The organism is Candidatus Zixiibacteriota bacterium, from assembly GCA_034003725.1.
Lineage (GTDB): Bacteria > Zixibacteria > MSB-5A5 > GN15 > FEB-12 > WJMS01.
The window spans coordinates 87027-106726 of sequence record JAVEYB010000012.1; the positions used below are offsets into that span (position 1 = coordinate 87027).

The window sequence follows — 19700 nt, forward strand, 5'->3', positions numbered from 1 at the left end:
TGTAGTCTCCCGTCTAAAAACGCCATGCAACATGGAGAAAAGGCGTATCGCGAAGTGAATTGTAGCTCGCCAGCGCCGCCCGTACGTCTAACCGGGACTCCCCGGAACCGTATTGCCGCAACGCATCATTGTGGCGTTTGGTGCTGAAGTAGGCCTCGAATCCGCTGATGAGCCGATTCAGAATGGATACCATGATCATCTTGCGGGCATCCTCCAATTTGCTGTTTGCGTCGGCTCGCATCTGTTCATAATCCAGCCGCAGTCGAGAATACGGGGTCAGAGCATCGGATATGATTCGTGGCGGCGGGTTTCCGGCGCTGTAGTCATCGAGTGTGTTGCCGTCGAATTCTGCATCCTCCCATCCCCATGCGAACTGGTTGTATTTGCCCGTCATTTCGTAGTACTGCTGGGTCCGCGTATCGGGCAGATGATGCGAGACCTCCTGCTCGCTGATCAAATCATCATCAGCTTCTCCGTACGCCCACAGGAGATACTGCTGTTCGTATCTCTCTCGGCTCCAATACTTCCGGTTATAAGCCTCGAACTCGTCCTCCATATCGACACCATCCGCGTGCCACTTGAATTGCAGCGCCCAGAGAGCAACATCGGCAGCAAAGAACGCCACTGCCTTGGTTTTGCTGCCATAATACAGCTGGCCCGCACCGGGAACAATCATGGAGAGGGCGAACGCTTTGAACGGCGACTTCGTGCCGGGAGGCGAGTCCGATCCGTCGCGAAAACTATCTGCAACCCGCTCGTCACCAAAATCACCACCGTCCGGCTGATCGATCCTGCCGGCGACTCCATCATCAAATCGAAGACCCGTCAGTTCTAGCGACAGACGAGACGGCTGAAGAACGACATCAGTGCCCCCCTGACTGGACGGCGTCATTTGCGTCGCCGAGAGGCTGCCGGAAAACGCCAATGCGGCGGCCGTGACAATCGATACTCGGTGAATCACTTTCATGCGCGTCTCGTCTCCTCTGGTTTCTATCGGATCACCGCTACATCGGTAAAGGCGGTTCTTGTGCCGCCGCCGTACTCGACCTTGATGATGCACCGGTAAACACCGGGTGTGACGTCTGCACACTGCCACAAAACCTCGTTATCGACTCCCGGTGTGCGCGGACCGTCGAGCGCAGAGACTTCCTCCCCGGTCAAGTCGTAAATCGTCAGTGTCACTTTGTCCGGCGACTGACCCAGATAATACCGGAAGGTCGTCTCTCCATCCAGCACCGGATTGGGGTAGTTATAGAAGCGCTGTTCGTCGAAATCAGCGCTCAGCGCCGTCGGACTTCCCAGGCGTGACTGATCGAAACTGAGAGAGCCATTTGGGGCAGCGCCATACATGGGCCAGTATGAACGTGTGCTGTCGGCGCTGCAATCCCAGGCATAAAACCACCCATCGGCTCCGAGGTACCCCAGGTAGCCGCCGCTTGAGTCACTGTAAACAACCGGTGAACCAACACCAAGTTCGCCGCCGGACAGCGGAAAGCCGTAGGTACGTTCGCCACCGAATGAATAAACATTGCCGATTTCCGTTGGGAAGACGGTTTCCGGACGGCCACCAGTCTCGATATCCGCCACGACCGCCGCAGCCATGACGCGGTCGTCGGGGAAACGATCGTTGACCTCTACAGGGAATTCCGTGACGAGCGTGAGATTGCGATTAAATGCATACAGTGATCCGATCCCGCCGATCAAGAGTTCCGGATAGCCATCATCGTCAATGTCCGCAGCCACGGGGTTCACGGTAAAGGTCAGGCCCGTTTCTCGGGACTCCAACAACTGGAATTGCGCCGGGGAGCCGGATGTATCGACCGAGACCAGCGCGATGCGACCATCATGAGAAAACGCGGCAATCTCGGGAGTCCCATCTCTGTCGACATCGACGGTGATGGGTCCGTACTCGTAGTACTCGCCGAGATCGAACGTGGGGGTCGTATCAGTCACAGCAGTGGCCGGCCTGTAGAGCTTCATCCCTGTGGCGAGCGAATCCCCGTACATCAGAAGAAGAGATTCGCCCACCGAACAGATACCGTGGTACTCCCGCAAGTCGACATACGGAGCCGGTGCTATAATAACCGACGCCGTCAAAGAATCCTTTCGATAAATGGCGCCCGTAGTTGTCAATGCCCAAAGTCGCTTGCCGAAGATGAGGGCGATGGGTGCGCCATCGGTATTGATGAAGTCGGCCAGATCGGCCTGACCGTTGTTGCCCAGGTCCTGCGGCGCGTACACAAATACACGGCCGCTAGTCCCCACTCCAGAATAGGGTGTCCCGACCGCGATCAATTTGGGCGACGAAATATCGCCGTAGTCCCCGGTCACGGGACCGCAGTAAATGCTGTCACCGTGCAAAGCATACAGCGGCACCGGGTACTGAATTCCGGCATTGACGGTGGCTCCGGCCACGTTATAGTAGGTAACGCACGGATCGCATTCGGACTCGCGATGGATGAAATTCTCGCCTTTGGTGGTGAAGACAAAGAGGGCGTCGGCCGCGGCCGCGATAACTTCCGGCGTACCGTCGCGATCGATATCATCGGCAACCGGGGAAATCCCCACGGACGGCAGCTGGCAGCGTACCGGGAATCCTTCGGAGAGCTTGTCAGTCTCCACGCTGAAAACCATGACGGAGTCAAGTACGAGACTGGCCGGCACGCCGGCACTGTCTCGTCGGATACCGGTCACGTAGACGTGAGTGTTGTTGCCGGTGTTGTCGAATGCCGGCGGATTCGTGTTCGGTGTGAAGGAGTTGTTTCGGTCCTCGCGGAACAGGTCCGCCTCGCTGCCGTAACCGCGGCGGTAGTAGCCGCCGAAATCCACGATACCGTCCGCTTCCACGAGGGAAATGAAGCGACGATCGGGGATCCACTGCAGTTGGTTCGCCTCGAAACGGGTCGGGACGTCATCGGGGAACTGGGGGTTGCTGCTGCCGACGGCAGGGAGCCCCGCCACGCTCTCATCGACGAGATAGATGGCCAGTCCGTTGCCCGCCACGAGCGCGTCGTATTCTCCGGTGAATACGAGGCCAGAATCGGTGACTTCCACCGGGCCCAGGATGACGTTTGAGGCAGAGTCAATTCGAATCGGCTGCTGAAAAGTCGGCGGCGGGTTGGGTGCGAAATCGTCCAGTCGATTCTCGATGAGATAGTACTCTTTCTCAGATATCGGCACTCGTGCGATGTTGAGGCTGTCAGACTGCGCGGCGGCCGCGACCACACGTATGTCGGTCCCCCGACGGAAGTCTTTCACCTCGTCGAAGCCGAGATACGCTCGCGACCACGCCATCGGCATCAGCGGAATAGCGCCGAATACCGTTCCCGTACGGTAACCGAAGTCGACACCGGTACCAAAGCCATTGTTGTCCATAAGGGCAAAGTCGCCCAGTTGTGACAGGAAATTGCTCGTGTTGTACAGGTCCACCAGTCCAATCTGGTGCCCGAACTCGTGCGCCAGCACGGCGTTGAGCGCCGTGGCGCGGTTGTCCTGCGACGCGGTTTCCGGCATCATCAACGCCTCGCTGATTACCAGGGTGCCGTTGTCGACGGATACCGCGAGCTCGTCGCTGATCTTGATGAATCCCGTGAAGAGATCCGAACAGGTTGGGGGAAAACCGATGTCATTCTGCCTGTCGGAGCCGGCGTGGAACAGAAAGATCGCTCCGTATTGTGAGAAATCGATATCCGGGTACAGCGTGGGATCGATCCGGTGCGCCGTATCCGCCAATGTAATGCAATCAACAAAGTACTTCTCAAGACCGCCGATGATATCACCAAGTTGATTGCTGCATATCCCGTACTGGTTCATCGGATCAGGAAGCTGGTAGGTCGACGTAGACCCAAATGGGAATATGTCCCACTCCAGGTGCAGCGCTCCACGCGACACGGACGACCAGTAAATGTCGAGAGCGCGGAGATGGGCGTGAAAGTAAGCGGAATCATGGGGAGGCGGGTCAATCCAGTGGCCGACCAGGTTGTAGTAAGCCGCTGAATCCACAGGATTCGCCAGGGGATCGGCCATATTCATTAAGCCGTCTCCCGTTGTGTTCGGATCGCTGTCAGGCTGAAAGTCGAACCGAAGCACAAGACAGCGGATGGTCGTGTCGTTTGGTGCCATCGTGCTCACCGGCAGACTCCAACGACTGGCCCGACCATCCAGTCCGTTCACCGGAGAGTTAACCGGGCGGTTGGCACTGCACGACAGGCAGCGATGGCGCACGACGTTTTCGCCGGCGACGGGTTCGTGCACCCGTGTTCCCAGGACAACCTTGTCGGCGGTGGCCGTCACTGCCACCGCCGCAACGATCACTACAGACCTCGCAAACGCGAGCACCCACTCCCTTACTTCCACTCCCTCATTCTCCTCCGTGCATTCGAGCCGCGTTTACAGGGTCATGGTAAACGATGTCCGCAGCGTGTTGGCCAGGGCGACATCGTCGTTGTTCGGGATATAGGCGAAATCGACACGCACCCAATCAAGCGGAGAGACACCGAATCCAAAGGTCGGAGTTTTAATCTTGCCTTCCTCGTCATAATAGTAGCCTGCCCGGACAGCCAGCAGGTTCATGTAGGAAAACTCACCACCGCCGTTGAAGACCGTCTGCTTAAGCTCTTCGCTGAAGCCGTCGCCCATCCCCACCAGCAGTTTGTTGGCTTCGACCGTGATAAGCAAGCGATTATATTCGGATCGAATGAGATCGTACTTAAAACCGACCGCGAGATTGCGAGGCAAGTCGTCCGACTGGGCCGCGTCGAGGTATGCCATTCGCGGACCGATATTGGTTACTGCGACACCGAGATTCAGACGCGGCGACATATGGTACAAAATGCCGAAGTCGAGGGCAAAGCCGGTAGACGTCCCCTCACCTTTTTCGGCGCCCGCGCCTTGCGGCGCAAGTTTGGAGTAGATCACCTTCGCTGATACACCGCCCTTGAGGTTCGAGGTCAGCGATGTACCGAATGACCCGGTCAGAGCGAAGTCATACGAATCGAACTCCCCGATTACGTCCGGGCCGGATTCACTCGTACGGGCAAACGTGCCGTAATACAGAAGCGTGGCATTCAGTCCGAACGTGCCCCAGCCTTCGACACCACTGGTGAAAGACATGAACGAGTAGTGCAAATCGTCACTCAGTTCAGGCAGCCACTTGGCGTACATCAGGTTGACCTCGGAACGACCGCGGGCCAGCACCACGAGCTTGTCGTCGCCGACAAACCAGACCTCGTTATCCAGCGTATGGATACCGCGAGCCGATGAGCCACCCAGCCCTTTCAGGTCGGTGCGCCCCCAGGTATTGCCGTCGGTCTCCAAAAGGCCGTCGTCGGTAGCCACAAAAATGCGGAATTCCCACGGGTTGATCTGGTAGACCGATGATGCCCGCGGGTCGCGGTAGACGTACACGACGCTTCCGACGACCGGATCGCCGGACGGTATGTCGTTAACGGCGCGGAGTGACTGCTCATACGAGCCACGCTTGGCCGGATTGCTGTATTCACGCATGTCGAGCAGTGTCGCCATCGTCTCGCCTTCCGCTACCGTGTGTTCGCGATACCCGAGAAGCGACCAGTCGTTTCCGGAGAAAGCCAGGACGCCGTGATCCGTGCCCAGCCAGATGCGCATTCCTGCCCCGACGTATATGTCACGCACGACGCCGCGGATACCGGCCGTCAGGGGCGCCTTGATCACCTGGCCCGCCGCAATCACATTGGTTGCATTAATGCCGGGGTTAAGCGCCGTAATCGTCTGTACGAGTCTTTCGTTCTCACCGCCGTTGCCGTAGATCGACAGCCGTTCGGCTATGCGTTCGACGTTTTCGTCAAGCGACACCGTGTAATCAAACGTGTTGCGCCACTGGGCACCGTCGTAATGCCAGAGATCGTTATCGATAACGGCAAAGATCTTGTTCATGCCGGCCTCGCCAATCGCAGTTACCGGCCCTGACGGCATCGGGGTGGCAGAGTCCAGCGTGTCGATCAACAGCCCGTTGAATATGACCAATCCGTTGTCGGTTCCAACCAGCGCACCCCGATCGGTTTCTTCGATGCAGTGGATTCTGCTGGACGGCAGACCGTTTTTCTCCGTCAGCACCTGCCAGCGCGAACCGTTAAAGAAGAGGAGTCCCGCCTCGCTGCCGACCAGGATCCCCTGGTTTACGGGAGCAATCGCGGTTGGCTTACCGGACATAACGGCAGAGTAGGGGATTCGGAGATCCTCGGGCAGGAATCGGTTGCGGGCCCGCTCGAGTGAGTAGTTGATGCGGTCGCTTTCGGTCTCGCTCATTGTCTCATCACGCATACCGCGCTGCAGATTTTCGGCGACCTCGTCTATACGCTCCCAATTCAGCCGACATTCCCAGTACAGGGCTCTGGCCGAATCCGCCCCCTCGACAATCTGTGTATACCGGCTGTAGGATTCGGGCACTCGGGCCAGGATGACCTGCAGCAGGCTGTCGAGGTACTCGTAGCTCTCGCGGTTGTTCGCCACGGCGACGCGCCGGGTGGCCGCATCGAGATATTCCTGATCGACCGCCCCGAAATACCCGGCTACTTTCTGTCCGACCGTCTCATTGGAACTGGTACCGAACACCTCCACTTCACTCCAATGGCGGTTGTCCCAGCGTATGAGACCGCGGTCTGAGATGGCCCAGAGATCGTACGAGCGATAATTCTCGCGCCCGCCGGTTTTCATGGCAGCGACCGCGCGAAGGGGACGATGCTCGTACGGTATATTGGCCTCTATCCAGGCATCAGAAAGAGGATGGGCGCCCAGGCCGGCCGGGTTCCAGTGCGTGGTAGTAGCGTCGTCGGCGACGGCGACAAACGCCTCGCCCATACCGGCGGCACGAGCCCCAGCGGCGATTCTGAGGAACAGCACAGCCGCGTTAGATATGTCGGCCAGCGCCTGTGAGGCGGATCCGAGTACGAGACTTGCGATGAGCAAGGCAAGAACGGGTTTCTTGAGCGTCATTGGAGTATCTCCGATGTGTATCAGTTCACTACGACTAATTTTCCGAATGACTCTACGCCGTCACCGCCCGCCGCAGGCATCGCAGTGGCTTTGTAGATGTACACGCCGGTAGCCGGACGATCACCGTCGGCATCCCGACCGTTCCAAAACATTTCATGGCTGCCGACCGGCAGATTGTATCGCTGGATCGATTGAATTCGACGGCCGGCCAGCGTAAAAATCTCCAGGTTGAACCGGCTCACGGGCTGGGTGAGTTCGAAAAAGAACGTGGTATTCTCGGCCATCGGATTCGGATAATTCAAAAGCTCCTGGATAGCCAGATGTGCCGATGTGACGACATCTACCGCAAACTGAACCGACGACGAGTTGTTGGCGTTGTCCCAGGCCTTTACGCGGATCGTGTGCATTCCCGGCTCGAGATCAGACAAAGGCACGTCGAGCGCCCCGGTCGTGAAGTCGTCCTGGTCGTAAACGAAACGATCGGTGAGATTCACGATTGATTCCGGATTACCGTCCAGTTCGAACGTGATGCCATGCCCGAGTTCAGTTGCGAGATTGACACCCGATGAGTCCGCGATTTTGATGTGAAGCATATCGTGCACGGAGACGAGATCACCGCTCCGGAAATCTTCCCGACCGGCAACCGCAACGGTGATTGACGGACCGGCCGAATCCGTCGTCTGGGCTACGACGTTTGAAATGGGCAGCGAGTCCACAATTCCGGCAGCATCCGTCTGGCCCGTCACGGCATAGACCATTATGCGCGCAGAGGTGCCGCCGAAGCTGATATCGAGTGGCGTGACAAACTCAAAGGAGAACTGGCCCGCCGTCAGCGCGGCAGAACCACGATAAATAACCGGACCGCTGAGGCTGTAATTGACGACGTCACCCGCTCCGAGTTGCAGTTCATACGCGCGGGCGCGGTCGGAATCAAGTACCGCTATTTCCACCCGGCCCGCCGCCGTCACGGGAGCACCATTGGCATCAACCACACCACCAGTCACCCGCGTGCGGCTGAGTGCGGCCAGCGAATCCGGGTACTCGGTAAACTCGATCGAGTGGTGCGGAGTCCCGAGCCTCAGCAGCGGATCGCCGAAAAACACGTAGGCCCGGTCATTGGTCAGCGGAATCGGGTAATCACGATTGCCATACTGTTTCAGCACTTTTGCGGTATAGACAGCCTCACACACGGTCAGAGAGTCGCCGTTGAGCAGAACGTCGTAGACTTCCCGATTGAACAGCGCATTATCCTGTGAATACACGAGACGCGTCGCGGAGATGACTCCGACCGCTCCGCCGGAGGCCATCGACAGCATCGCCTCGCCCATTCCTTCGCGTTGCGGGTCGTCGAAAAACCCGATCGCGCACGATGCGGCGAACACCAGCGGAAGTCGGTCGCTGTTAGTCAGGCGCGGCAGATCGGTCTGTCGCGTGAAAACACGCTCGTGGGCCCAGACGTCGGGGTTGCCATGGCCCACATAGTTGACAATCAGCGTGCCGTCATTAAGTGCGTTCACGACCGCTTCGTTGCACGCCGGCTTCTGGCTATTGACGAACGGAAACTCCCACAAGTAGAGTTTGCGCCGCTCGAAATGCGCGGGGGTGTAGAACTTCTCGAGTATCTCCGTCTGCGTAACATGAAACGGCTCGGCGATATTGTCGTAAGTACCGAACTCATCGTCGGCCACATACGTGATGCGGTTCCGCCAGGCGCCGAGGTCGGCCGCTGTCTCGTATCGCTTGATTTTGTCGACTATTACATCTATCTGCGCGCCGCTGGTCACGGGCCAGCGGGCCGTCATCATGTCATAGCCCCGATCCGGAGTGATGAAACTGGTGTCGGAATCAAGAATACCGTAATCCCCGAAGTAGACGTAATTATCGTCACTGTAGGCGCGGTCAACACTCCTGCCGAGACCGTGAATGAACGACGGAACGAGATTCCGCTGGCCGGTACCAAGCGCGTCCAGGTAATCATAGCTGGCGTCCCCCACAAACAACACGGCGTTTGGAGCCGGCGCGGGCCACGTTTCATAGGCATACTTCAGGAAGTCGCGGATAGCGACAGGATCGTACATCCCGAACGCGAAGTTCTCCATGATATCTTCAACTGCGACCACCGATATCGATGCGCCCGATTCCTGCCGGTAGTCGACATATTCGTCCATCCGCCCGACAAACGAGCGAGGTGTTATAATGATAAGGTCTGTTTGTGCGGCTTGCTCGCGCAGCAACACCGGCTCCGGGGCAGTAATCGAAGTCACCGATTCAGCCGCCCCAACCGTCGACAGATAGAAGCGGTTAGGGATACCGATCTCCATTTGGACGTCGAACTGCAGCGTCCCACCGCTCCTCGAATAGTTGACAATGCGTGTCGGTTGCGATGGATCTGCGAGGTCAAGCACTATCGGTGCAGTCGAGAAGTTGTCGATCACCTGTATGCGGGCGCGGCCGTCATAGCCGTCGAGCGTGACATCAATCCTGTTGCCGCTCGGTTCGAGCATACTCGTATAGCGGAGATCGAGATAATCGAAGTATGGCGGGGTGTCGGCGTCGATGGGCTGCATAGCAAATGAAAGTCGATCCAATCCACCCGTCAGAGCTGTAGTCGTGAATGTGCAATTGAGGGCGTTGCACAACTTGGTGTTCGCCGGGTTGTCGTTGATCTCCATATCAACGAATCCGCTCGTACCGCTCGATCCCCCGGTCCGAGCGGACACGATTGCGTAGGCGGTGTCACCCACGACAGCGCCGGTAGTCGGCACAAAAAACGAGAGTGCGGATTGATCCGTCCAGTACCACTCATAGTAGCTGTCAATGTGACCGTCAGCCTCGCGGAGCAGCATGTTGTCCTGCTCGGCCCGTACTCGGCGCGTGAATCGGTTGATGACTGTGTCTGCCGTTCCGGGCGCCCCGTCTACCGACACCATTCTGGATGCCGGCTGCTCGAAAGCGCCTCCGATCGCAAGCCAGTACACGTTTAGATTCGTGTAGATGTTGTTGTTGAAATAAACGACTGATCCGGCTTCGTATATGTACCGGTCAACCGATTCTCCAAAGAAATAGAAAGCGTCTGCCGAACCAAACGTTCCGTCGCCGCCGTCTTCCACGATGATGGGGATTTCTTCGAAAGACGGTCGGGGAGTCTCATTGTAAACCGGCAGTGGCAATCCGCCTGCATTGAAGAGACGAATAGACGACGAAGATAAACCCGATAGCGGAATACCCGCAGCGGCAAGCTGCGAACCGGTAACGCGATAAATTCCTGTGTTTGCGACGGAAAGCTTGTACCACGATGCACCTTCCGAAAACGGACCGTCGGCCGTCGCCCGCTTGGCTGCCGCAGCGGGATACCTGTTCGGCCACTGCAGGGCTTGGTCGAGATTCACGATCGCCGGGCCTACTGTTCGCTCGAAGAACGGATCTGCAACGCTGGAACCTTGCGGGGCAGAGGAACCTTCAAAGGCGAGTTCGACCTCCACGGACTGAGAAATCCCATCCGGGGTAACCGGACTTATCAGGACCGGCAGCAACTGGCGCCCTCTCACGACCACAGGTCGCCCAAGCGTAACCACCGGGAGGTCGAGTTGGACGCGTTCGAGCAGGATTCGGGATTCAGCTTGGACAGGGATTGTCCCTTCCCGACGAACAGATAGGACTCTGCCGGCAGACCCTAACGGCATAGCTACCAGGTAGGATTCCGATATCCCAAAGGTAGAATCGGACATCGGAAAGAGTGTCAGTCGACTTATGTCAGCAGTAAAAGTAGCGACAAATCGGCAACCACGATCCGATGTCGATACCAGTCTGGACTCTCGAGTCTGGGCGGGAGTCACGGCGATGCAGATCGCCAGCAGGATGACGAGAGGACAAACGAAAAATGGCTTATACAAAGGTTTGTTCATGTCCACCGGGTTGAGCACCCGGCCCGGAACCGAAAATAAGCTATAGCCTCGGTTGTCTGGGCCGAAAAATTCCTACAGTGTTCTGTCGTTAGCAGAATACAATAGTTAACCGTCGGGCTATAAACTTACCTCCGCCTTTATATAAACCGTTTGAATATATAAAGTTCCTAACGATTTGTCAACGGCGCATTCCCAGCGCACTTTTCTCAAAGCAAGTTCGCGGCCAGATTGCCCGGTCGGCCGACTAAATCGATCTATTCTGCATTAAGACAATAACTTACGAATACTGTCCAAACACAAGTTTGTTGCTCGCCACCGGCCGATTATGGGCACAACCCTATCAAAGAGGTGAACCTCCCTGCACACATCTGTCTTTTCAGATCCCCTTAGAAATACCGCGCCAGGTCCCTCTCAAGTTCTCCGACCAAGTTCTCGACATCGGAACGCCGCTGGCCAACCGTATACTCGTAATCGGTAACATCGCCGTTCGGGATAAACACCGCCGAGTACAACTCATAGTAAGAGGCAATCAAGCGTCGCGCGATCTCAACCGTTTCATCGTCCAACCCGCCCTGTTCCTTTATCCGGGCAAATGCATACTCGATCATATCGTCGTTAGCGTCGAGCAGCGGCCGTTCGGTGGCAACCCACCCCTGTACGTATCGACGCATATCAGACGCCGGAATAGGTTCCCCTTTTGTATTGTTCCCGTCCCTCCATTGCTCGGCTACCTGAAGCGAGTAGGCTGCATAAGCTGAGCTCACCGCATCGATCTTTCGAGCGAGCATTTGCGCTGTTTCCGTCGGGGTCGCATTTTGCAGACTGCGGGCCCAGTCAGCACGAAGATCGGCTGCCGATTGGGCCGACAAGTGCGTTCGCTGCTCGGAGTCGCCGCTTGAGGTCTCGATTTTTACACAACCCGCTCCAAGCAGCAGAACAGCGGCCATGGAGAATGTGAGCCGGTAATACCGCATCTCTCTTTCCAGACTATGAGTGCACCCTCTGACCGGCGGTGGTCGCCAGGTCACACGTGAAATGGCGAAGGAACCTGGGCTGCCTCGTGATACGATACCCCGGTATTTCCGATTTGCGAGCCGTTATTCGCTCGGCGGTCTCAGCGATATAATCGAGGTGCGAGTTGGTGTACACGCGGCGCGGCAACGCGAGGCGAACCAGCTCCTGGCGGGCAGGAACAAAGCGGCCCGTCTTCGGGTCTTCCTCACCGAACATCAGCGACCCGATCTCTACCGCCCGAATTCCACCTTCAACATAGAACTCAATGGTCAGTCCCTGTCCCGGGAACTGCTCCGGCAGGATATGCGGCAGGTAACGCCCCGCATCAATGAACAACGCATGCCCGCCGGTCGGCTCGATGATGGGCATACCGGCCTGTTTGATAATCTCTCCGAAGTACCGCACCTGCCCAATCCGGAAGTCCAGATAATCATATTCCATCACTTCCTGTAACCCGACAGCGAGTGCCTCAAGATCGCGCCCGGCCAGACCGCCGTAGGTCGGGAATCCCTCGATCAGGATCAGCATTTCCGTCAATCGCTCGTATAACGAGTGGTCGTTGACTGCAATAAACCCGCCAATATTAGCAAGGCCGTCCTTTTTGGCAGACATCATTGCCCCGTCGCAGGCCTCGAACATCTCTATGACGATTTCCTTAATCGACTTATCTCCGTATCCGGGTTCATCGCGCTTGATGAAGTAGGCGTTTTCAGCGAACCGCGCGCAGTCGAAGAAGAACGGAACGCCGTAACGGTGACAGATTTCCGATGTCACGTGAATATTTGCCATCGACACCGGTTGTCCACCCGCAGAATTGTTGGTGATCGTCATGATGACGAGCGGGATAGCGGCAGCCCCTTTGTCCTTGATAAACGCCTCCAGAGCGTCGGTATCCATGTTCCCTTTGAAAGGGCGGGGCTCCGTCACTTCCGACTCCGGACTCGGCAAATCCACCGGTTTTCCGCCCTTGTGCAGGCAGTTGCCCCGGGTGGTATCAAAGTGCGTATTGTTGGGGACATACTGGCCCGGTTTGAGAAGACTGGAGAATACGATGTTTTCGGCGACTCTCCCCTGATGGCAGGGCACCACATAGCGCTTGCGGCTGATATCCTTGACGACCGTTTCGAACTTCCTGAACGATGCGGCCCCGGCGTATGTTTCGTCGCCAAGCATCAGAGCCGCCCACTGGGCGTTGGACATGGCCCCGGTTCCCGAATCAGTCAGCAGATCAATGTATATGTCTTTGGCGTCCAGTTTAAAAACGTTGTAATTGGCCGTAGCGATACGCTGGGCGCGTTCGCGCCGACTCAACAGAGCGATTGGTTCCACCGACTTTATTCGGTATGGTTCGGCGGGCTGGCGAATCTTCTTCATCTCGTACCTCCTTTTCATAAGTGGTAGGTTTCCGCGTGACGCCTGATTCCTTTGCCCGGTCTCAGGTCGCGTCTTTGACGCGCCGGCGGTGATACCGCAGGCCGAGATGTCTGCAGGTGCTGAGGTCCTTCTTCCCCATAGGCCAATACTACGCTCGCGCGAGCGAAAAAGATGGTACGATGCGCCCGGTTACGATACTTCGGTAATTGCGGACTTCCGGGCGAGTATATCCTGTCAAATACGGATAAGCGCCGTCGGTGTCAAGCACACCGAGCTGGCGAAGCACTTCGATAGAGAGAGGATCGCGTGCGCGTGACGCACCGTCGAGCACTTTGACGGCAATCCCGATCGGCGGGTCGGCGAGGCCGATCCCATGGACACCTTCCGCTCCTACTTTGCACACGATATTGTGAGGCAATGTACGGGCCAGATCGTAGTCAATCCGCCGTTCGCCGGATACCATGAGCGGATGGGCCCACATCGCTCCCCGGATTCGAATGGCCGCTTTTCGTTCGGAGTCGCTCCGGCCCCGTCCGGAAGCAAGCTTCTGAAATCCAATGGCAAGATTGATCAGCGGCATAGAGAAAACCGGGGCAGAGCAACCGTCTATTGCCACTCCGAGCTTTTCCGGCGCAATCTCACAGTAGTTGCCGACAGCCTCCCGTACCATCCGCTGCGTCGGTGAATCCGGGTCCAGGTAGCGCTCGATGTCACCGCCCAATTGCCGCGTCAGGGCGAGAAATCCTGAGTGTTTGCCCGAGCAGTTGTGCCGGAGAGGATCGGCGTCCTCACCGTTCTGCGGATACTGCTTCAACAACTGCATTTGCAGCGGCCAGTGGGTACCGCATTGAAGATTCTGCACTGAATTGCCGGAAGCTTCGAGGACCGACAACACAGTCGCACGATGGTCATCACTGCCGTTGTGTGAAGCGCAAATTACGGCCAGTTGCTTGTCGCTCAGCCCCAGCTTATCGGCCGTGCCGCTCATGACGAGAGGAAGAGCCTGGAATGGTTTGACCGAAGACCGCGTAGCTGTCACCATGTGCGGATCTCCGAGATAGTGGGTCAAACCTCCACGATCATTGACCACCGCGACGGCGACATAATGCACCGACTCGGCCGTCTCGCCACGATAGACAACCGTTCCGACCTCAAGTCGGGGAGGCGTCTTGGTCGACTGCTGTGATCCTCTCGACTTATCCATCGCGGGCAATGTACGAAAAACGGCGCCGGTCGCAAATACCTTTCGGCAGGATAGACACGCCCGCTGCCGGCAGCCGGTCTGCGATCCGGGGCAAGGACGCTACCAGCCCTTTGCTTTTCGGAGACCGGTGATATGCCCCAGGTGCTTATCGCAATGGCCGGCATACACGACCAACCAGGACTCCAGTTTCACCAACCCGCTTTCAGGATGGTTCATACCACGACTCCACTGGTCTTCTGACAGCGACTGCAGAAGATAGACAATGCGGGCATGGAGTCCCCGGAGCATCCAAATCGACGCTTCGATCGGCATGTTTATGGCATCGGTAAGCCGTGCCCACTCATCCTGAGAATACGGTTTGATCGTAGGACAGTCCTCGGTCAACATCCAGCGGACGCGGGCAAAGCCATTGGCGTGCGAATCGGCAAGATGATGAACCACCTGACGGATGTTCCATTTGCCGGGTCCATAGGGAGTGTCGAGTTGGCCGTCGGATAAACCCGCCACCGCATCCTCTAACAGTGAAGGGAAATCTCGCAGGGTTTCAATGTACTGTCTGCGCTGTTCGGGTGACATAGTTACCATCTCCTTGTATGACAATCGTTGGACAGCCCGGGCATTGATCGTATATTCATTTTGGGTCGCACAAAGCAAGGGAATAGTCGTCAATGCTACGAATCGGCCGTCGCGAGAGCTGGATTGGACAATGAAAATCCCGTACAAGGCAGTGGTCACGCTCCCAGCACTGGCATGTGCGTTTCTCATCGCGCTATCGGCATGTGACCGGAGTAGTGAACCGGTGGAGGACTATCACTTCGTCGGTATAACCCAAACGGACGCCACCGGGGTCACGATCGGCAGTCCCGACTCCGACGACTGGTGCGAATCGTCCGTCGGTCCCGGCAACATCCCAAACCAGTACGCCCTTTGGCCCGCATTCCCGAATCCCGCAGTAGGTTCGATAACGGTCCGTTTTGGCTTGCCCATCGTGGATTCGGTGGAGGTTTATATCCTGGCCTGGCCCTCACGCAAGGTACGCTCATTGGTCAACGGCAGCCGCAACGCGGGCTCATTTGCCATAACGTGGGATCTTCGCAATGACGACGGTGATCTGCTTGAACCCGACATCTACCGCTGCGTTATGCGAACAGGGACGTTCATCTGCCACGGCGACATCCTCATACCGGGGCCGTAATTCCAACTGGCAGCTTCTCCGGGCGTCACCGGTCGGTTCCCAGCAGACTCGGTCGATAGGAGACCACAACCGTAGTCATCTCGGCGCCCCCGGCCAGACGATATGCGATCGCCAGGCCGTTTACTGCGGTCGCTCCGATGCTTATCGCACCTGAAAATGAAACCGGAACCTCGTCGCCCGGCTGGATGACCAGCGCAGGTGAAAATGGACTTGTCTCGTTGTAACCGCCCGGACCGGAGAACCGAACGGGTGTGCGAACCTGCCGGTCGTCGACGATTGTCAGGAAATACTCCTCGATCGTAACCGGTGCGAATCCCTGGTTCGCGATAACCAGTTCCTCGATTATCGAACGGTTGGCAGAGACCATGGAAAGCGACTTTGGCATTTGGAAGACAAGGGCACTGTCAGGGGACTGGCAGATGTCGTCGGTTCGAATGTGGCAGAATTTGAATTCCGCTTTCTCCGCCCCCTTAACGGTGGCCTCTTCATCGGCTACGAACACTATCGGTTCAATTCCACCGCACCCGGCGACGACTACCAGGGCGGACATAACAAGCAAGAGGGCAATCGACTTCGTTACCGATCGCACGTGGTATACCTCCCTATGCGAGACAGCTGACCCCTTTATTGAGTTGCCGCCGTACAAGAGCAGCAAGGGCTTGGTCGTGGGGATGTCGCGCGCAGTAATCAGTCCGCATCCTCTACATAGTATACCCTGCGAACGTCCTCGCGGCTGAAAAAGTACGGCAACAGGTTATCCATACCCCGGCTCTGAGTCACCACAAGATAGGCGGAAGATTCAAAGATAGCCGCTACCCGCTCCACCGGTGCGTCCTTTTCGAGGTGTGCGCAGAGCCGCCCTACCTCGATACGGAGCGGCGGCTGCCATTGCTGCGACGAATTGACGTCAATCGCACGAATCCTTCGCGGCTTGATAGGAGCCCTGGTTGTCTCCTGAAGACGGATGCGGATAGACTCGCGCTGTTGCTCCGTCAGCACGTCGATTCTACTCCTTCACGAAGCCCATATACAATTCGTGTGTCCCTCGCGCTTGTCACCGGCCACTCATCGCCCGGCCCTGACAACGTCGAGAAGCGTACCGTCGCGCCATTCGACAACATGGACGACGTCGCCTTCGGCACCCGATGGCTCCGGGATTCGGCCGAACGAAGCCGCCTTCTGTATCGATTTGGAGCGGAGTTCCTCGATCGAGACAACCTTAACGCCAAGTTGGGGTCCGCGCTCGATAATTGCGTCGCGGTACCTGCTTTGGCTCGCCGGATTCACCGCTGCGAATTCTTCGGTGACCACGACATCAATCACCTCTCCCGGCGTCGTTCGCGTGTACACCCGGTCGACTATTTTGGGGAAGCCCTTGCCGTTTTTACCCGTCGCGAGTGGCATGAAGATGATGGTCAGATCGGCGCCCGCCGCGACATCCTGCCCGCCGCCAATCCCCCCGATTATACGCCCACCGGCACAGACCGTGTTGAGATTGAACTCCAGGTCGAGCTCAAGGGCCGACAAAACAGCAAGATCAAGCATGTTGACTGCCGCCTCCTTGTTAGCGACCGAAGCGTAGTAGGCGGTAGTGATCTCGTGGTGGTTGGGATTCGTCCTCATGGACTCTATCACTTTCCGGCTGGGCTCGAACAGCTGCCCGTGCATCAAATGAGCCACCGTCCCTTCTTCCAGCATGTCAACATGCATTGACGTGATCCCGCCGATCGCGAAGTGAGCCCGAGTGCAAGACTCCTTGAGCATCGTGCGGATGTTGTCAAGAACGAGCAGGCCGGCACCGCTCCCCACCTGGAACGCGAAATCGTTCCGGACGACCCCTGAAGCCCTGATGACGTTCGTCACGTTTTCGGCAACCTGGGCGTTGAACGGGTTGGATCTTGCGTGCGACAGATCCAACGTGCCGGAGCCGATGCCCGACGCCAGTCCCGGGTCGTCGACCCTGACCACAAAATCCACCTGCTCCATGGAGATGGGCGCCGGGAGGACCAGTTTCTCGCTGACCGTTCCCGCTAGCAGACACACATACTCCGCGTAGGCGGCATCGGCATCGAATAAACCCACCGGGCCGCACAGGTGCTCGTCTTTCCCATACAAGCCGTTGGCGTTGCCATACAAATCCGAGATGGGCACCGGTCCAAATGCAACTCGTATTTCGACTTCGCCCGTCTGAAGTTTTCGAACCCGGTTTCCGTGCGACACGCCGACAGATACCCACGGCAGAAAGGCGCCTGACGTGATGTGTTCGCCGAGTGCCCGATACGGGTTGCCGTACACACCCGTGATGATGCCGTCGCGAGCGGCATCCAGGAGCCACGGGTCGACGTGGTCAAAGAAGGCGTTGCCGTAGATCCTGATATCCCGCTTTTGGTGTTCGCGAAGCTTGGCCACCACCATCTGCAGCCCCTTGTCACCGGTCCGGTAGTAGTGCGGGTAGGAGATGGTGTCACCGTTACGGATAACGTCCATAACGGCGTCGAGTGAGGTGAGCTTGTTTCGGCGGTGGGGTATCCGCTTGACATGCGGCCGTCCGAGCAAACGCCCGGTATACGGCCGGTCGCTGAACGCGCCGGCAAACGGCTGGTACTGCTTCCCGTTGAACTGCATACAAATCTCCCAGGCAAGAGTCTTTGCGGAAAGGTACGCAATCGCCTTCGGGAGTCAAGCGGTTGCGGCGGCATGGTTCCGGGCGGCAGAGACCTGCGGTTCCGGAGGTGCCGGAACCGCAGGCGGCAGCGAGTCTCAATCGTACCGACAGCCGGGGCTCGAGCGAGCGATGGACCCGACGGTCAGTATGACCTTGACCCTGAGGCTTTTCGAAAAACGGGACTCTGCGGTCTATCCGTAACGCGCGAAAGCCGGTCGGAAGTGTTAACGGACAATCGCGGCGGCGTCCGTTTTTCCGATCGTGCCGTCCAGCCGTCGGCGGGACTACGGTTATTTCCGACGCGCTATGATGTGGCTGTACGTATGCTGGTGGGGCGTGCCGCCGCGGCTGCAGTCGACAGTTTCGTCCTGGTAGTACAGCACTTCCCAGCAGTCGTAGAACCCGAGCAGTTCCCCTCCCTGGAAGGGGTATACGTAGTTGTCGAGATCGGGCGGGCGCCGTTTTGACGGATCGTGTACAAGAACGGTGAAACCGTGCAAACCTCCCGGGGCGGTGTGGTCCATGAGGTGGTGCAGACGCGACGCTCGACGCCACTCCGGGATATAGTGGAGTTTGTTCGAGAAGACGACGTCGTAATGCCAGCGGAGCGTATACGACAGAATGCTTTCTTGTACGGTCGTCAACTGGACGCCCATGTTGGCGGCCCGCTGAGTCAGGTCGGCCAGCGCGGCCTCGGACACATCGACTGCGGTGACTTCAAAGCCCCGGCTGGCGAAATACAGCGTGTCGCGCCCTTCGCCGCAGCCGAGGTCGATCAGGTTGAGTTTCTGCCGGCCGCCGGGCTGCGCGATGATCGTAATCCGGTCGCACAGCGGCGAGCGGCCCCGGCCGAAATAGAACTCCCGCCCGGCGTATGAGCGCTCTTGTGAACTATCGGAGGCCATGTTTCAAAGTAGATCGCCCGCCCGGCCGAAGGCAACAACAATGCACGGTCAGTCATAGTAGTGCGGAAACTTCTCCGCCGGGTACCTGCTGACCGTTTCGGCGTAGTGATCCAGCAGCAGTCGGTGCTCCTCGGTCGTGCGTTCAATTGCGCCGGCTTCGATCATCCCTCGGAGCACCCCACCGCAGTGGAGTGTGGCCCGGATCGAGAGGTCGACTTCGGAAAGGTCGAAGTCCTCCATAAAGGCCGGACAGACGTGGCCGAAGGCCGGGCAGGATCGCCTGTCGTTTTCGACAAACGGCATACCCTCAATATCCCGGTCGGGATTGAGAGCGTAGTCGTACGGGCAAAATCCCTTGAAGTCACACGGGAGGGCGTTGGCAGGCCGCATGAGGCGTGTCACAAATGTTCGAAGGGTCAGTTTTGGTCCGAATAAGTACCTGATGTACCTCAGCATGGTCTCCCCC

At 57.7% G+C, this 19700-nt stretch carries 14 protein-coding genes; 1 reads left to right on the forward strand and 13 read right to left on the reverse strand.

Annotated elements, in window-relative coordinates:
* Positions 1–13: 13 nt before the first annotated feature.
* The 8 genes from RBT76_12905 to RBT76_12940 form a co-directional block, all read right to left on the reverse strand.
* Positions 14–967 (reverse strand): hypothetical protein, encoded by a 954-nt coding sequence (locus RBT76_12905; GenBank protein MDX9858684.1) that lies wholly within the window; start codon positions 965–967, stop codon positions 14–16.
* A 23-nt stretch (positions 968–990) separates the two neighbouring features.
* Entirely contained in the window at positions 991–4356 is a 3366-nt protein-coding gene (locus tag RBT76_12910) for a hypothetical protein (protein ID MDX9858685.1), read from the reverse strand.
* A 33-nt stretch (positions 4357–4389) separates the two neighbouring features.
* A complete protein-coding gene (locus RBT76_12915) occupies positions 4390–6972 on the reverse strand; it encodes a PorV/PorQ family protein (protein MDX9858686.1) in 2583 nt (860 codons plus the stop codon).
* A gap of 20 nt (positions 6973–6992) precedes the next feature.
* Positions 6993–10361 carry a type IX secretion system sortase PorU gene (porU, locus tag RBT76_12920; GenBank protein MDX9858687.1) on the reverse strand — a complete coding sequence of 1123 codons (3369 nt, stop codon included), beginning with the start codon at positions 10359–10361 and terminating at the stop codon, positions 6993–6995.
* Between the two features lie 902 nt (positions 10362–11263).
* Complete coding sequence (locus RBT76_12925; protein MDX9858688.1) at positions 11264–11851, reverse strand: hypothetical protein; 588 nt, start codon at positions 11849–11851, stop codon at positions 11264–11266.
* A 13-nt stretch (positions 11852–11864) separates the two neighbouring features.
* Positions 11865–13265, reverse strand: coding sequence for a tryptophanase (locus RBT76_12930; protein ID MDX9858689.1), 1401 nt, complete (start codon positions 13263–13265; stop codon positions 11865–11867).
* Between the two features lie 148 nt (positions 13266–13413).
* Entirely contained in the window at positions 13414–14469 is a 1056-nt protein-coding gene (locus tag RBT76_12935) for an asparaginase (GenBank protein MDX9858690.1), read from the reverse strand.
* Between the two features lie 99 nt (positions 14470–14568).
* On the reverse strand, positions 14569–15045 hold the full coding sequence (locus RBT76_12940) for a putative metal-dependent hydrolase (protein ID MDX9858691.1): 477 nt from the start codon (positions 15043–15045) through the stop codon (positions 14569–14571).
* Positions 15046–15175: 130 nt separating this feature from the next.
* Here RBT76_12940 and RBT76_12945 point away from each other — a divergent pair, with 130 nt between their 5' ends.
* On the forward strand, positions 15176–15664 hold the full coding sequence (locus tag RBT76_12945; GenBank protein MDX9858692.1) for a hypothetical protein: 489 nt from the start codon (positions 15176–15178) through the stop codon (positions 15662–15664).
* Positions 15665–15689: 25 nt separating this feature from the next.
* Here RBT76_12945 and RBT76_12950 read toward each other — a convergent pair whose 3' ends face one another.
* The 5 genes from RBT76_12950 to RBT76_12970 form a co-directional block, all read right to left on the reverse strand.
* Positions 15690–16253, reverse strand: coding sequence for a hypothetical protein (locus tag RBT76_12950; protein MDX9858693.1), 564 nt, complete (start codon positions 16251–16253; stop codon positions 15690–15692).
* Positions 16254–16351: 98 nt separating this feature from the next.
* A complete protein-coding gene (locus RBT76_12955; protein MDX9858694.1) occupies positions 16352–16663 on the reverse strand; it encodes a hypothetical protein in 312 nt (103 codons plus the stop codon).
* 66 nt (positions 16664–16729) lie between these two features.
* Positions 16730–18289, reverse strand: a complete 1560-nt coding sequence (locus RBT76_12960; GenBank protein MDX9858695.1) for a citrate lyase subunit alpha — start codon at positions 18287–18289, stop codon at positions 16730–16732.
* A 330-nt stretch (positions 18290–18619) separates the two neighbouring features.
* Positions 18620–19234 carry a class I SAM-dependent methyltransferase gene (locus RBT76_12965; protein ID MDX9858696.1) on the reverse strand — a complete coding sequence of 205 codons (615 nt, stop codon included), beginning with the start codon at positions 19232–19234 and terminating at the stop codon, positions 18620–18622.
* Between the two features lie 48 nt (positions 19235–19282).
* Positions 19283–19690, reverse strand: a complete 408-nt coding sequence (locus RBT76_12970; GenBank protein MDX9858697.1) for a hypothetical protein — start codon at positions 19688–19690, stop codon at positions 19283–19285.
* Positions 19691–19700: the final 10 nt, after the last annotated feature.